General features: G+C 67.3%; 17 protein-coding genes. 11 read left to right on the top strand and 6 right to left on the bottom strand.

The genetic code is table 11. From position 1 onward, the window contains the following. Positions 1-95 precede the first annotated feature (95 nt). Positions 96-554 (top strand): glycine zipper 2TM domain-containing protein, encoded by a 459-nt coding sequence (locus VFE83_RS03385; RefSeq protein WP_324903473.1) that lies wholly within the window; start codon positions 96-98, stop codon positions 552-554. A gap of 77 nt (positions 555-631) precedes the next feature. Beyond that, positions 632-1,105: a DUF6491 family protein gene (locus VFE83_RS03380; RefSeq protein ID WP_324903472.1), complete on the top strand. Its 474-nt coding sequence runs from the start codon at positions 632-634 to the stop codon at positions 1,103-1,105. A gap of 6 nt (positions 1,106-1,111) precedes the next feature. Here the strand turns inward: VFE83_RS03380 and VFE83_RS03375 are convergent, their stop codons facing one another. Next, positions 1,112-2,848, bottom strand: coding sequence for an alpha/beta hydrolase (locus tag VFE83_RS03375; RefSeq protein WP_324903471.1), 1,737 nt, complete (start codon positions 2,846-2,848; stop codon positions 1,112-1,114). Positions 2,849-2,995: 147 nt separating this feature from the next. Beyond that, complete coding sequence (locus VFE83_RS03370) at positions 2,996-3,418, bottom strand: GNAT family N-acetyltransferase (RefSeq protein WP_324903470.1); 423 nt, start codon at positions 3,416-3,418, stop codon at positions 2,996-2,998. Positions 3,419-3,601: 183 nt separating this feature from the next. On the opposite strand from VFE83_RS03370, the gene VFE83_RS03365 reads away from it, so the two are divergent. Beyond that, complete coding sequence (locus VFE83_RS03365) at positions 3,602-4,276, top strand: MarC family NAAT transporter (RefSeq protein WP_324903469.1); 675 nt, start codon at positions 3,602-3,604, stop codon at positions 4,274-4,276. A gap of 29 nt (positions 4,277-4,305) precedes the next feature. Here VFE83_RS03365 and VFE83_RS03360 read toward each other — a convergent pair whose 3' ends face one another. The 3 genes from VFE83_RS03360 to msrB form a co-directional block, all read right to left on the bottom strand. Next, entirely contained in the window at positions 4,306-4,566 is a 261-nt protein-coding gene (locus VFE83_RS03360) for a hypothetical protein (RefSeq protein ID WP_324903468.1), read from the bottom strand. A gap of 10 nt (positions 4,567-4,576) precedes the next feature. Next, positions 4,577-5,083 (bottom strand): peptide-methionine (S)-S-oxide reductase MsrA, encoded by a 507-nt coding sequence (gene msrA, locus VFE83_RS03355; RefSeq protein WP_324903467.1) that lies wholly within the window; start codon positions 5,081-5,083, stop codon positions 4,577-4,579. 98 nt (positions 5,084-5,181) lie between these two features. Then, a complete protein-coding gene (gene msrB, locus VFE83_RS03350) occupies positions 5,182-5,631 on the bottom strand; it encodes a peptide-methionine (R)-S-oxide reductase MsrB (protein WP_324903466.1) in 450 nt (149 codons plus the stop codon). Between the two features lie 272 nt (positions 5,632-5,903). Here msrB and VFE83_RS03345 point away from each other — a divergent pair, with 272 nt between their 5' ends. The 7 genes from VFE83_RS03345 to VFE83_RS03315 all read left to right on the top strand — a co-directional run bounded on the left by VFE83_RS03345 (position 5,904) and on the right by VFE83_RS03315 (position 11,037). After that, entirely contained in the window at positions 5,904-6,326 is a 423-nt protein-coding gene (locus VFE83_RS03345) for an organic hydroperoxide resistance protein (protein ID WP_324903465.1), read from the top strand. Between the two features lie 10 nt (positions 6,327-6,336). Beyond that, on the top strand, positions 6,337-7,131 hold the full coding sequence (locus tag VFE83_RS03340; RefSeq protein WP_324903464.1) for an alpha/beta hydrolase: 795 nt from the start codon (positions 6,337-6,339) through the stop codon (positions 7,129-7,131). 25 nt (positions 7,132-7,156) lie between these two features. Beyond that, on the top strand, positions 7,157-7,855 hold the full coding sequence (locus VFE83_RS03335) for a cytochrome c biogenesis CcdA family protein (RefSeq protein WP_324903463.1): 699 nt from the start codon (positions 7,157-7,159) through the stop codon (positions 7,853-7,855). A gap of 5 nt (positions 7,856-7,860) precedes the next feature. Continuing rightward, positions 7,861-8,400 (top strand): thioredoxin family protein, encoded by a 540-nt coding sequence (locus tag VFE83_RS03330; RefSeq protein ID WP_324903462.1) that lies wholly within the window; start codon positions 7,861-7,863, stop codon positions 8,398-8,400. Positions 8,401-8,451: 51 nt separating this feature from the next. Continuing rightward, positions 8,452-9,192, top strand: a complete 741-nt coding sequence (locus VFE83_RS03325; protein WP_324903461.1) for a response regulator — start codon at positions 8,452-8,454, stop codon at positions 9,190-9,192. Continuing rightward, a complete protein-coding gene (locus VFE83_RS03320; protein ID WP_324903460.1) occupies positions 9,189-10,529 on the top strand; it encodes an ATP-binding protein in 1,341 nt (446 codons plus the stop codon). The genes VFE83_RS03325 and VFE83_RS03320 overlap by 4 nt, the downstream gene beginning before the upstream one ends. A 178-nt stretch (positions 10,530-10,707) precedes the next feature. After that, a complete protein-coding gene (locus VFE83_RS03315) occupies positions 10,708-11,037 on the top strand; it encodes a hypothetical protein (RefSeq protein WP_324903459.1) in 330 nt (109 codons plus the stop codon). A gap of 63 nt (positions 11,038-11,100) precedes the next feature. On the opposite strand, the gene VFE83_RS03310 is transcribed toward VFE83_RS03315, so the two are convergent. Further along, complete coding sequence (locus VFE83_RS03310; protein ID WP_324903458.1) at positions 11,101-12,585, bottom strand: M20/M25/M40 family metallo-hydrolase; 1,485 nt, start codon at positions 12,583-12,585, stop codon at positions 11,101-11,103. A gap of 278 nt (positions 12,586-12,863) precedes the next feature. On the opposite strand from VFE83_RS03310, the gene VFE83_RS03305 reads away from it, so the two are divergent. Next, positions 12,864-13,052 (top strand): hypothetical protein, encoded by a 189-nt coding sequence (locus tag VFE83_RS03305; RefSeq protein ID WP_324903457.1) that lies wholly within the window; start codon positions 12,864-12,866, stop codon positions 13,050-13,052. The last annotated feature ends 42 nt before the right edge of the window (positions 13,053-13,094 follow it).

The raw sequence follows: 13,094 nt of genomic DNA, 5'->3' as shown, positions 1-13,094 counted from the left end.
CATGATTTCACCCGACGCGGAGTATTCCGGCGTTTGGTAGGCGTTATCGATTGTGGAGCCGGTGCGAACGCCGGCAACGTCATGGAGGCACCGCAATGAAACGCAACGCAGCCAGCATCACCTGGTTGGCACTGGGGCTTGGCATCGCTTCCGGCTGTGCAACGCACAGTACGCCGACCACGTTCAACCGCACCGAAGTCGGGGCCGCACGCAGCGTCGAATGGGGCACCATTCGCGGCCTTCGCGACGTCACCATCCAGAACGACTCGCGCGGCGTCGCCACCGCAACGGGCGCGGTGCTCGGCGGCATTGCCGGCAGCACCATCGGTAGCGGCACGCGCGCGAATACCGCCGGTGCCGTCGCGGGCGCGGCGGCGGGCGGTGCGGCAGGCAACGCGATGGCCCGTGGTTCGCGGCCGGGCGTGGAGATCACCGTCGAGCTGGAATCCGGCCGCACCATCGCGGTGACGCAGGACGGTTCGAGCCAGCAGTTCCGCGTCGGCGATCGCGTGCAGGTCAGTTCCGACGGAACCACCACGCGGGTCACCCGCTAGCGCCCGAAATGCGGATGCGCCGGTCATCATGCATGGCCTGCGATGACAACAAACGACCACCGGATGGTTGCCCGATGATGCGCCACGCCCCTCTCCTCCTGCTCGCGCTGGCCGTGATCGCGGCCTGCTCGCACGGCCCCACCCTCACCACGCAGGAACGCCTGGACCTCTATCGCCAGCACTCCGGCGCACCCGTGCTGTCGTTCCGCCTGGAACGCATGACGGGCACGCAGCAGTGGACGCCACTGGGCGATCAAGCGCTGGCGGTATGGTCCAGCGCCAACCGCGGCCATCTGCTGGAGCTGCGCAACCGCTGCCCCGGCATGCTCTCCGCGGGTGGCATCGCGATCACCAACTCGCTGGGCCAGGTCACTGCGCGGATGGACAGCGTGGTGCCGCGGCGCGTGGGTGCTTCCGGCCTGTCGTGCCGCATCGATACGATCCGGCCCATCGACGGTCGCGCGCTGCGCGAAGCCAAGCGCGAGCTGCGCGACGCGCAGATCATCGATCGCAGCCAGGCTCCGCCCGAAGCCGAAACTCCGCAGTCGTAAGCCGGATCATCCGCCGCCTTCGTTCTCGTCGCGTGCCAGTTCCGCGGCGCGGCGCTCGTCCAGCACGCGGCCAAGCCGCGCCAGGTCCTGGGGCGACCAGCCTTCCACGCCCGTGACCAGCCTCCATGCCGCGACGTAGTGCGACGGCGCATACACGTGGCCGTAGCCCATCGGCGCACCGTTCGCCAGCATCATGTCCAGCGTCAGCTGCATGGTCGAGACCACGGGATACCAGCGCATCTGCGGTGCGACGTCCGGGCCTCGCACCGGGTACAGCCATGCCGGTGCATGGAACAGATCGCGGTGATCGAAGAAGGTCACGGCGTCGCTGGCGTACTGCAGGTACACCACGCGCATCGGGCCCCATGGCGCGTTGTCCGGAACCGGCGTGCCGTGCTGGTTCATGAAGCGCACGAACGCGCCGTCGCGGAACTCCGGCAGCCATGCCAGCGAGCCCGGGTTGCGCTCCGCGGTGAGGCGCCGCCACTCGCGCGCGGCGAATGGCGGGCCGCTCCACAGCGCACCATGCGGTGGGTCGCCCAGCACGTCGAACAGTTCGAGCGAGCGCTCCGAGTTCATCGCGCCGAGGCTCAGGCCGTGCAGGTAGAGCTTCGGCCGCCGCTCCCGCGGCAAGGTGCGCCAGTATCCGTACACGGCCTGGAACAGCGCCCGCGACGTTTCCTCGCCGTACTCGGGCTGGATCAGCAGCGACAGCGGACTGGAGAGGTACGAGTACTGCATCGCCACGCTGGCCACGTCGCCGCGATGGAGGTACTCCACCGCATCGATGGCGGCGGGATCGACCCAGCCCGTGCCTGTGGGCGTGATGACGATCAGCACCGACCGCGAGAAGCCGCCGACGCGCTTGAGTTCCTCCAGTGCGAGCTGCGCCCGGTCGCGCGCCGAATCCGCGGACGGCAAGCCCACGTACACGCGCAGGGGCGTCTGTGCGGGTGCGCCGGCGAGGTTGGCCACCCCCTCCGCCGTCGGTGCGCTGGACACGAAGCGGCGCCCCATCCGTCCGAGGTTTTCCCAAGCCACCAGCGAGTTCGGACTGCCGGTGCGGTAGGTTTCCTGCGGTGGCGCCATGTCCGGCGGAATCAGCGCATCGGCCTGCTGGAACGACGAATCGATCAGCCGCAGCGCGACACGCAGCACCACGTTGTTGCTCAGTACCAGGACCAGAACGATGACGGCGCCCACGCCCAGCACGTTCGCGACGCGTCGCGGCAGCACCTTTGCCAGTCCACGCGAGAAGCGCGCCGACAACAGGCGCAGGAGCCTCGCAGCCGCGAGCAGCAGTGCGAACACCAACAACGAGATAGCGCCGACCTCGAGTGAGTCCGATCCGTCCGCCGCCGGCATGCTGAAGACGGCACGCACATGGTTCTGCCAATGCGGCGCGCGCCAGAGCGCCCACACCACCAGTACCAGGCAGATGACGTACAGCGGGTCCTTCGTTCGCGGCGTGAGGCTGCCCCGCGACGGCGGAAGTTCCAGGTAGGCCCACAGCCAGCGGACAAAGACGCCGAATGCGTATCCCGCCGCAAAGCTCAAACCGGCCAGCAATCCCTGCATGGCGGTCGTACGCGGAATCAGGCTGGGAGTGAGCGACGCGACCAGGAACAACGAGCCAAGCAACAGCCCAGCCGGCGAAAGCGGTCGCGCCAGGCGCGCCTGCGCCGCGGCCTGCGACCACGTGCGACTGGCGAAGCCGTACCGATCCGTCGTTGCCCCGTGCATGGCCTCCGCTTCGCATGCATTCGCCGTCGGCGACAACCCAGGGCGTGCCGTGTGACACGCGCTCCCTTCAGCTCCGGCATCCTAGGTCGACGCGGAGTGACGATGCCGTGATTCCCCGGTGAAATACCGGACCATGAAAACCTGCAGCTACGCGACGTCTCCCCGCAACGTCTTGCTCATGAAGATCCGCTCGTGCGCGTCCGGATATCCGGGAAGGCGGGCGAAACAGCGATAGCCGTGGCGACCATAGAACGCCTCGGCCTGCCAGTCGAAGGTATCCAGTCGCGCCGAGTGCGCGCCCAATTCGCGCGCACGGCGCTCGCATGTCTCCAGCAAGGCCGAGCCCAGGCCGCGCCCGCGTTCGGCATCGTCGACCCAGAGCACGTGAATCTCCAGCCAGCCCAAGGCGACTTCCGCGACGAGGCCACCGACCAGCTCACCGTCGGCACCTTTCGCCACCAGATGGATGGGCGTGAAGCGGATGACGCCGACGGCGCGATGGTTGAAGGCCTGCAGCGAAGCGCAGACGGCCTGCGCTTCCGCATCGGTGGCATCGACGATGCTGGTCATGGCTGGGCAACGAGGCACAAAAGAACGCGGATGTTACCTGACGCGACCCGCCAGACCAGATCGCGCGATTGCCATTCCCGCGCTGTCATGAAGTGAGCGTACAGGCGCTTCGACCCGAACCGCGTTACGCTCGGTGCCGCTACGCCCTTTGCAGCGCATCCCTCCATCCAGGCAGGTGATCCAATGCTCGAACTGATCAAGGCGATTGGCACCGGGCTGGCGATGCTGCTGCCGCTAGCGAACCCGCCGACGACCGTGGCAATGCTGCTCGCGCTGTCCAGGGGCATGACCGAACGCGAGCGCAACCGGCAGGCGTTCCTAGCCTCGTGCTACGTGTTCGCCATCATGACCGTGGCCTTCTATGCCGGGCAGGCGGTGATGAACGTGTTCGGCATCTCGATCTCCGGCCTGCGCATCGCCGGCGGCATGATCGTCGCCTACATCGGCTTCCGCATGTTGTTTCCGGCCGAATCGGTCGAGCACGTGCCCGAAGCGGAACATCGTGCCGAAGAGCTGCGCGATCACACCAAGAGCGACATCGCGTTCATTCCGCTGGCCATGCCCACCACCGCGGGCCCGGGCACCATCGCGCTGATCATCAGCACCGCCGCGGCAATGCGCGACGAACAGCCGTTCACGCCGTGGGTGATGATGGCGGCGCCCGTGATCACGTTCTTCGTCGCTAGTGCGGTGCTGCTGCTGTGCATGCGCAGCGCCGGCACCATCATCCGGCTGCTGGGCCAGAGCGGTGTCGAGGCGTTCTCGCGCCTGATGGGCTTCGTGCTGGTCTGCATGGGCGTGCAGTTCGTCATCAACGGTGTGCTGGACATCGTCGAGGACTTTCCCGGAGTGAGCTGACGGCTCACGTCCGGGCTGCGAAACGCCAATCACTCGACCGCGGGAAACTCCGCCAGCTTCACGCCATCGACTTCCTCGACGCGATCGAGGCGCACCGTCTCGCCGGTATCCAGCGACAGGAAGTCCGCGCCGTCGCGCGCGAACACGTCGGTGATGACCGCATCCCGCTCCTGCTGCGCGCCGGCCTCGTCACCAAAGCGCACGCGCACCGTGGTGCGGGTTGTCGCATGGTGCTCCAGCACGTCGTGGAACTCGCAATTGACCGGACTGTAGCCCTTCGCGTCGTTCATGGCGTGCCTCTCACGAGCGCTCGGGAAGTTTCCAGTCCGGGCGGATGAAGTGGCAGGTGTAGCCTTCCGGATAGCGCTCCAGATAATCCTGGTGCTCCGGTTCCGCCTCCCAGAACGGGCCGACCGGCGCGACTTCGGTCACGACCTTCCCGGGCCAGAGACCGGAGGCGTCCACGTCGGCGATGGTGCGTTCCGCCTCGCGCTTCTGTGCTTCGTTCGCGTAGAAGATCGCCGAGCGGTAGCTGGTGCCCAGGTCGTTGCCCTGCCGGTTCTTCGTGGTCGGGTCGTGGATCTGGAAGAAGAACTCCAGGATCTTGCGGTAGCTGATCTGCTCCGGGTCGAACACGATCTCGATGGCCTCGGCATGCGTGCCGTGGTTGCGGTAAGTCGCATTGGGGACGTCGCCGCCGGAGTAACCCACGCGCGTGGAGATCACGCCGGGGTAGCGGCGCAGCAGGTCCTGCATGCCCCAGAAACAACCGCCGGCCAGGATGGCGGTCTCGGTCTTGGTGTTCATGTCGCTGGTTCCCTCGAATGCGTGGATGGCGCGCCACGTGATCGCATCGCTGTCATGGTGGTCCGCTGGCCGTGCGCGTAAAGCACGACCGTGCGCGATCAACGCCGATCTTCCACCTGGTCCAGGTAGGCGCCGTAGCCGGCCGCTTCCATCTCCTCGCGCGGGATGAAGCGCAATGCGGCGGAGTTGATGCAGTAACGCAGGCCGCCGCGATCACGCGGGCCGTCGTCGAACACGTGGCCGAGATGGCTGTCGCCATGCGTCGAGCGCACCTCGGTGCGGATCATGCCGTACGAGGTGTCGCGCACTTCGCTGACATTGGCCGGCTCGATCGGCTTGGTGAAGCTCGGCCAGCCGCAACCGGACTCGAACTTGGCCGAGGACGCGAACAGCGGCTCGCCGGACACGATGTCGACGTAGATGCCGGGACGTTCCTCATGCAGGTATTCGCCCGTGCCGGGACGCTCGGTGGCGCTTTCCTGGGTGACGCGGTACTGCTCCGGCGTCAGCCGGGCAATGGCTCCGGGCGTCTTGCGGTAGTCGCTCATGGGGTGCTCCAGGTGGGTCGGCCCACCTGAAATGGGGGCGCCTGTGCCGGGACCAATGCCCCCGGCCCAGTCGCGTGCCATGCCGCGGCACGCCGGCATCGCCTGCAGCGGCAACGCCGGTTTGTATCCCCGTGTATCTGTCGGCCGGCAGGCGACAGAAGCCGACAACAAGGCCGTGTACGCGACATGTTCGGGACAACCGCCGGGAGCGAAATGGCGCCACCGGAGCGATGACGCGCCGGATCTCTCCCCACCCAGATCGGAGTCACCCCATGAGCAGTTCCCTCAAGAAGACCCTCTACACCGCCCACACCCACGTCACCGGCGGCCGTATCGGCACTGGTCGTTCCAGCGACGGCGAACTCGACGTCAGGCTCAGCACGCCCGGTGCCGGCCAGCCGGGCACCAACCCGGAGCAGTTGTTCGGCATCGGCTACTCGGCCTGCTTCATCGGCGCGCTGTCGCTGGCGGCGCCGCGCTTCAGGGTGAAGCTGCCGCCGGATGCCTCGGTCGACGCAGACGTCTCCCTCGGCCTGACCGACAACGACGAATACCAGCTGGCAGTGACGCTGAACATCAACCTGCCGGGCCTTGACGACGAGACCAAGCGCAAGCTGGTCGAGGCCGCTCACCAGACGTGTCCGTATTCGCGCATGACGCGCGGCAACGTCGACGTCGACTTCGCGATCGCGTGAGGCCACGACCATGATCCGCACTCTTCTCTTCGCGGCTCTCCTCGCCGCCGGCATCGCGCCGGCGGCACAGGCCGCCGGTCGTGCCGAAGCCGCCGACGCGACGCCCACCGTCGTACTGGTGCACGGCGCGTTTGCCGATCCGTCCAGCTGGAACAAGGTCGTGCCCGTGTTGCAACGCTGGGGCGTGAACACCGTGACGGTGGATGCACCGCTGACGTCGCTGCAGGCCGACGTGGCCGCGACGCGACGCGCCATCGATGCCGCCTCCGGACCGGTCGTCCTGGTCGGTCATTCCTGGGGCGGCACGGTGATCACCGAGGCCGGCGACTCGCCCAAGGTCGAGTCCCTGGTGTACGTAGCCGCGTTCGCGCCCGATGTCGGCCAGGACACCGCGCAACAGGCCCAGGGCTATCCGGTTCCGCCGGGCCTGTCGCACCTGCGCTCCAACGACGGCCTGCTGTGGCTCGACGAAACCGGTGCCCGCGATGACTTCGCGCAGGACCTGGGTGCGAAGGCAGTACGTCGCATCTTCGATGCGCAGAAGCCCATCCAGGCGACGGCATTCGAGGATCGCGTGACGCACGCTGCATGGCGCACGCGGCCGAGCTGGTACGTGGTGTCGCGCGAGGACCGCATGATCGCGCCGCAACTGCAGACCGCCACGGCCCAACGCATCGGTGCGCAACTGCGTTCCGTCGGTGCCAGCCATGCATCGCCGCTGTCGCATCCGACCGATGTGGCCTACGCAATTCTCGAAGCCGCTGGCGTGAAGCCGCCCGAACCCGCGCCGCACGAAGGCGGCTGAGCCCGCGCCCACAAGGAACCCCGCCATGATCGAGTACCCGCTTGCCGCGCTGGCCGGCATCGCCACCGTCCTGTCGCCGTGCATCCTGCCGGTGCTGCCCATCGTGCTGGCCACGTCGGCCGGCCGGACGAAGCTGGAGCCGTTGCTGGTGATTGCCGGCTTCGTCATGACCTTCGCGGCCGGCGGCATCGCGCTCGGTGCGTTGGCCGCATCGTCCGGCGAACTGCAGAACGGCATCCGCAACGGCTCCATCGTGCTGCTGTTGTTGGCCGGCCTGGCCTGCCTGTGGCCCGCGCCGTTCGACCGGCTGGTCGGAGCGGTACGAAGCTGGCGTGGCGCATCGACACGACCCTCGCGCGTGCCCACGAGCGGCGCACTCGGCGCGTTGCTGATCGGCGCATCGCTCGGCATCGCATGGACCCCGTGCGCGGGGCCGGTGCTCGCCTCGATGCTCGCGCTGGCCGCCAGTTCGGAAGCTCCGGCCAAGGCCACCACGCTGCTGGGCCTGTATGCGGTCGGCGCGGGAATCCCGTTGATCGCCATCGCCTACGGCGGCGACTGGGTGTCGTCGCGGCTGGGCTTCTTCAACCGTCGCGCAAACCTGTTCCGCAAGACCTTCGGCGCCATCGCGATCGGCGTGGCCCTGCTCCAGCTCTTCCACTACGACGCGGCGCTCAACGCATGGGCGACGCAGTGGCTCCCCACCATTTCCACCGGACTGTGAACATCATGATCAAGCCCATCGTCAGCATTCTCGCCGCCTGCCTGTTCGCCGTCTCGTGCAGCGCAGGAACGCACGAAGATCCTATACCGACAAACCTCACCGCACCCGCGCCGTTCGCGCCGGACTTCAAGGGCATCAACCACTGGATCAACAGCGCCCCGCTCACCATGGAACAGCTGCGCGGCAAGGTCGTTCTGGTCGAGTTCTGGACGTACGATTGCATCAACTGCATCCACGTGCTGCCCCACGTGAAGCAGTGGCATCAGCGCTACAAGGACCAGGGCCTGGTGGTCGTTGGCGTGCACACGCCCGAGTACGGACACGAACGCGTGCGCGCCAACGTGGAGAGCGCGGTGAAGCGCTTCGGCATCGGCTACCCTGTCGCGCAGGACAACGGCTACCAGACCTGGAACGCATTCGGCAACCGCTACTGGCCCGCGATGTACCTGATAGACCGGAACGGACGCATCGTCTACCGGCACTTCGGTGAAGGCGAGTACGAACAGACCGAAGCGCGGATCCAGAAGCTGCTGCAGGCCGACTGAAACCGCGCGTGCGCTGCTGGCGCCGCACGCATGCATGGCACGGACATCGACATGGAACAGCCCAACCACATCCTCGTCGTCGACGACGATCGCGAAATCCGCCAGATGGTGGCCGACTACCTGCAGAAGAACGGACTGAAGGTATCGACCGCCGCCGACGGCCGCGAGATGCGCGCGACGCTGGAGACCAGCGCGATCGACCTGATCGTGCTGGACCTGATGATGCCCGGCGAGGACGGCCTGGTGCTGGCGCGCAACCTGCGCGCCAGCAAGCACCGCGCCATTCCCATCCTGATGCTGACCGCGCGCGACGACGAAACCGACCGCATCATCGGCCTGGAGATGGGCGCGGACGACTACGTGGTCAAGCCGTTCTCGCCTCGCGAACTGCTGGCCCGCATCAACGCGGTGATCCGGCGCACGCGCATGCTGCCGCCCAACCTCACCGTCACCGAAGCAAGCCGTTTGCTGTCGTTCGGCCAGTGGCGGCTGGACACGACCGCGCGCCATCTCCTGGACGGGAACGATGTCGTGGTCGCCCTGAGCGGTGCGGAGTACCGGCTGCTGCGCGTGTTCCTCGACCATCCGCAGAAGGTGCTCAGCCGCGACCAGCTCATGACGCTGACACAGGGCCGGGATGCCGAGCTCTTCGACCGCTCCATCGACCTGCTGGTCAGCCGCCTGCGCCAGCGCCTGCGCGACGACGCGCGCGAACCGGCCTACATCAAGACCGTTCGCAGCGAGGGTTACGTGTTCGCCTCCGCGGTCACCGTGGTGGGAGAAGAGGCGTGAACGACACACGCCGCGGATTCATGCGCTGGCTGCCGCGAACCATTGCCTCGCGGCTGTACCTGATCCTGTTCAGCGGCCTGCTGATCGCGCACGGCCTGTCGTTCGGCCTGCTGTTCTACGAGCGGTACGAAGCGGCCACGTCCATGCTGATGAGCAACCTGGAGCAGGACGTGGTGGTGGCGGTGAACCTGCTCGACCGTCTCCCCGCGGAAGAGCGCCCGCACTGGTTGCCCATGTTGCGCCGGCGCACGTTCCACTATCTGCTCGGCCCGGGCGAAGAAGGCGCTCCGCTGGCCACCGACGGCGCGCGCGACGCCACGGCGCTGATCGCCGCCGCACTTGGACCGCGCTTTCCGGTGCGTGCCAACATGGTGTCGATGGATCCCGAGCGATTCCAGGTGCACCTGAAGCTGAGCGACGGCAGCCCGATGGTGATCGAGGTGCAGCCGTCGGTGATGCCGCTGGCAAAATGGTTGCCGTACGTGCTCGCACTACAGCTGTCGTTGTTGCTGCTGTGCACGTGGGCGGCCGTGCGCCTGGCGACGCGTCCGCTGGCATGGCTGGCGAATGCGGCACAGACGTTGCGACCGGCCGGTGACGGCGAGCGCCTGCGCGAGGGTGGTCCCACTGAGGTCGCACGCGCGGTGTCCGCGTTCAATGCGATGCAGGATCGCATCGCCGCGTACATGAAGGAGCGCCTGCAGATCCTGGCCGCGATCTCGCACGACCTGCAGACACCGATCACGCGCATGCGCCTGCGCACCGAGGCGATGGACGAAACGCCTGAGCGCGCGAAGTTCATCGAGGACCTGTCCGAGATGGAGCATCTCGTCCGCGACGGCATCGCGTATGCGCGCAGCGCGCACGGTGCATCCGAGCCGGCGCAGCGCCTCGACCTGGATGCCTTCCTGGAGAGCATCGTGTGGGACTACCAGGACGTGGGCCGTGCGGTGTCGCTGACGGGGCGGCTGGACAGTCCCATCGCCACGCGCCCGCAAGCCTTGCGGCGCGTGCTCGCCAACCTCGTCGACAACGCACTCAAGTACGCCGGAACCGCGGAGGTGCATGTGCAGCGCAATGCTGCCGGCTCGGTGGAGATCAGCGTGAGCGATCGCGGCCCCGGAATTCCCGACGACCAGCTCGATGCGGTCATGCTGCCGTTCCAGCGCCTGGAAACCTCGCGCAATCGCGACACGGGCGGCACCGGGTTGGGGCTTGCGATCGCGCAGCAGCTCACCGCGTCGATTGACGGAACCCTGTCGCTGCGCAACCGCGACGGTGGCGGCCTGCAGGCGACGGTCACCTTCGACGACCTGGCAACCAGCCCGTCCGCGTAGCGCCTGGCTGAGGAACGGCGTACAGGATGACGCCGCCGACGGATCGGCCGGGCTCCATCGCCGGGCCGTTTCCTACAGCGCGGTCTCATACAGCACGATACAAATCCGCCCTGCACCGGACACATCGCAGGTACGCGCCTCCTTTGCAATGGTCACCACCGACCGAAAGGAGCTTCCGATGAACACGTTCCGCACCCTTGCCGTCCTGCTGCTTGCCGTCGGCGGCATCGCCGCCCCGCCCGCCCAGGCGCAGCAGTCCCGCTTCTCTTCGATACAACTCCAGTACCAAGCGCCTACGACGGTGCACGGACCGGCTGGAGAGCCGGATGACTTTACTCACCGCAACATGGCAGCGAATGCGCTCGCCTTCGACGTACGCAGCAACGATCGTCGGTTGCGCTCCGACACGGTCGGCGATGCGATCGCCGGCGTGCCACGCCCCCAACTGCGATTCGCCGATCAGCAGAAGATCGGTCCCACCATGTTCGACGACCCTGCGATCTGGTGAGGCGTGGAGCCGCAAGAAGGCACCGGCGCCGCCTAGCGCATTGGCCAGACGGCACGGGGTCTCTTACTTCGCCGAAGTCGCTTCCCCGGACGCGCTCCCGAGTTCGTACAGGTAATCGACGTACGACATCACCGCGCCGTCGAAGCCTTGGACCTTGGGGTTGGTGGACTCGATCAGGAAGAACTCGTCCGGAGCGTGCGCGCCACCACCGTGCCCCAGGCCGAAGTGGCCGGCGGGCAGCGAAAGCGGCGGCTGCGTGAACACGAACCCGGGGTACGAACCTGCCAGTCGCGGCCACAGCAGAGGCTCGATGCCGCTGCGTTTCAGCACCGCCAGCTGGGCCTGGATCAGGCGCGAGTCGGGATCGGTGCTGGTGGGGTCGTATCCGCCGCTGACGTTGACCGCGATGTCGCCGAAACCCCGGTTGGCCAGATGCGCCTGGAGCGCCGCCACCGCGCCGTCGCGCGTCATCGGCGGCACCAGCCGCATGTCGATCTTGGCCACGGCGCGGTGCGGGAGGATCGTCTTGCCACCGGGCCCGGTATAGCCGCCCACCAGACCCTGGATGTTGACGGTGGGCTGCGATACCAGCCGTTCGTTCGCCTTCTGCCACGACAGGTCGTCGATCCAGTGCGGCACGCCCAGTACCTTCTTGGCGGTGGCTTCGTCGCGCATCCCGGTGGACTTGGCGATCATCACCCGCTCCGCCACGGTCAGCGGCTCCGGCGCGGGGAACCCGTCGATGGCCACCGTATTGCCGTCTTCGGAAACCAGGGTGTCCAAGGCCTTGACGAGCCGCCATGCGGGGCTGTCGACCATGGCCTTCAGCGAGGAGTGGACGTCCTTTTCCGGACCACGACCCCATGCCTTGCCGTCGGCGACCAGTTCCAGCTCGACGACACCCTTCGCGCCCAGGTTGACCGTGACCGAGCCGTCGGCGCTCTGCAGGCCCATCGGCATGAACACGCCGATGCTCTTCTTGAGTGCGTCCTGGACGTCCGGGCGCAGCACCAGGTCCTTGATGTTGGGCGAGCCGATTTCCTCCTCGCCCTCGGCCACCAGGACCAGGTTCACCGGCACCTTCTGCTCCGCGTCGCGGATCGCCTGCAGGGCCGTCAGGAACGCCAGCTCCGGCCCCTTCTGGTTGGTCGCGCCGCGCCCGACGATGGCCTTGCCCAAGCCAGGCTTGTCGACCATCCGGCCTTCCAGTGGCGGCGAAGACCATTCGGCCGGATCGAACTGCTTCACGTCGTACATGAAGTACACGCCCAGCGTGGTCGGCGCGCCCGCATCCAGCGTGGCGAACACACCTGGCTTGCCATTCGTTGTGACGATCTCGACGTGCTGGAACCCGGCCTCACGTGCCAGCCGGGCCATGTACTGCGCACCCTGTTGCGAATTGCGGTCTTCGGCCGCGATGGACGGCAGTGCGATCCACTCCTGCAGCGCCTTCACCGCCGAATCGTGCCGCTTCTCGACCTGCGCCTGGATCGCCTCCCGATTCGGTGTGGCCGCTTGTGCCGGCCCCACCATCGCCAAGGCCAGCACGGCCCACCCCAAGGCGCGGCAATGCCTACCACGCCCGAAAATCGATGCTCCCATACATCGCCCCCAGCAGTGATCGTGGGCCGAGTCTAGCCGGACTTGGAAGAAGGTTTCGCGGCGCCGTGCCGGACCAGGCACATCAGCCTGCCAGGTCGGTCGTCGCATACGCATCCGCACGTGCCGGACGCATCTGGACGAATCATGAGTCCGCTCGCCCGACTTCACTGCGGCATAACCGGCACGCACGCACAGTGCGCGTCTGCCTCCAGTGGGACACGCGCATGAACACCCCTGTCGAAACGGATCGCTATCCGGGCGACGAGGCTTGCCTCGTCCGCTTCGATACCCTGTCGCAGGACAGCATCCTGTCCTCGTACGCATGTCCGCAGCCAACCGTGGTGGACACGTCTGTCCAGCCACGCGACGACGGCGCGTACCGCACGCGCACCGTCATGGATTACTGCGACTGAAAGCCGCACCGGCGCCGCGCAATGCGGCCCCGGTGCTTCAGT

Origin of the sequence: Lysobacter sp. (assembly GCF_035655815.1) — a bacterium.
Classification (GTDB): domain Bacteria; phylum Pseudomonadota; class Gammaproteobacteria; order Xanthomonadales; family Xanthomonadaceae; genus Lysobacter_J.
Note: the sequence above shows the minus strand (reverse complement) of the source record. Positions and strands in the feature narration are given on the sequence as shown.

Coding starts and splice junctions, on each gene's coding strand:
- VFE83_RS03385 (WP_324903473.1), top strand. CDS start 96: ATGAAACGCAACGCAGCCAGCATCACCTGGTTGGCACTGGGGCTTGGC.
- VFE83_RS03380 (WP_324903472.1), top strand. CDS start 632: ATGCGCCACGCCCCTCTCCTCCTGCTCGCGCTGGCCGTGATCGCGGCC.
- VFE83_RS03375 (WP_324903471.1), bottom strand. CDS start 2,848: ATGCACGGGGCAACGACGGATCGGTACGGCTTCGCCAGTCGCACGTGG.
- VFE83_RS03370 (WP_324903470.1), bottom strand. CDS start 3,418: ATGACCAGCATCGTCGATGCCACCGATGCGGAAGCGCAGGCCGTCTGC.
- VFE83_RS03365 (WP_324903469.1), top strand. CDS start 3,602: ATGCTCGAACTGATCAAGGCGATTGGCACCGGGCTGGCGATGCTGCTG.
- VFE83_RS03360 (WP_324903468.1), bottom strand. CDS start 4,566: ATGAACGACGCGAAGGGCTACAGTCCGGTCAATTGCGAGTTCCACGAC.
- msrA (WP_324903467.1), bottom strand. CDS start 5,083: ATGAACACCAAGACCGAGACCGCCATCCTGGCCGGCGGTTGTTTCTGG.
- msrB (WP_324903466.1), bottom strand. CDS start 5,631: ATGAGCGACTACCGCAAGACGCCCGGAGCCATTGCCCGGCTGACGCCG.
- VFE83_RS03345 (WP_324903465.1), top strand. CDS start 5,904: ATGAGCAGTTCCCTCAAGAAGACCCTCTACACCGCCCACACCCACGTC.
- VFE83_RS03340 (WP_324903464.1), top strand. CDS start 6,337: ATGATCCGCACTCTTCTCTTCGCGGCTCTCCTCGCCGCCGGCATCGCG.
- VFE83_RS03335 (WP_324903463.1), top strand. CDS start 7,157: ATGATCGAGTACCCGCTTGCCGCGCTGGCCGGCATCGCCACCGTCCTG.
- VFE83_RS03330 (WP_324903462.1), top strand. CDS start 7,861: ATGATCAAGCCCATCGTCAGCATTCTCGCCGCCTGCCTGTTCGCCGTC.
- VFE83_RS03325 (WP_324903461.1), top strand. CDS start 8,452: ATGGAACAGCCCAACCACATCCTCGTCGTCGACGACGATCGCGAAATC.
- VFE83_RS03315 (WP_324903459.1), top strand. CDS start 10,708: ATGAACACGTTCCGCACCCTTGCCGTCCTGCTGCTTGCCGTCGGCGGC.
- VFE83_RS03305 (WP_324903457.1), top strand. CDS start 12,864: ATGAACACCCCTGTCGAAACGGATCGCTATCCGGGCGACGAGGCTTGC.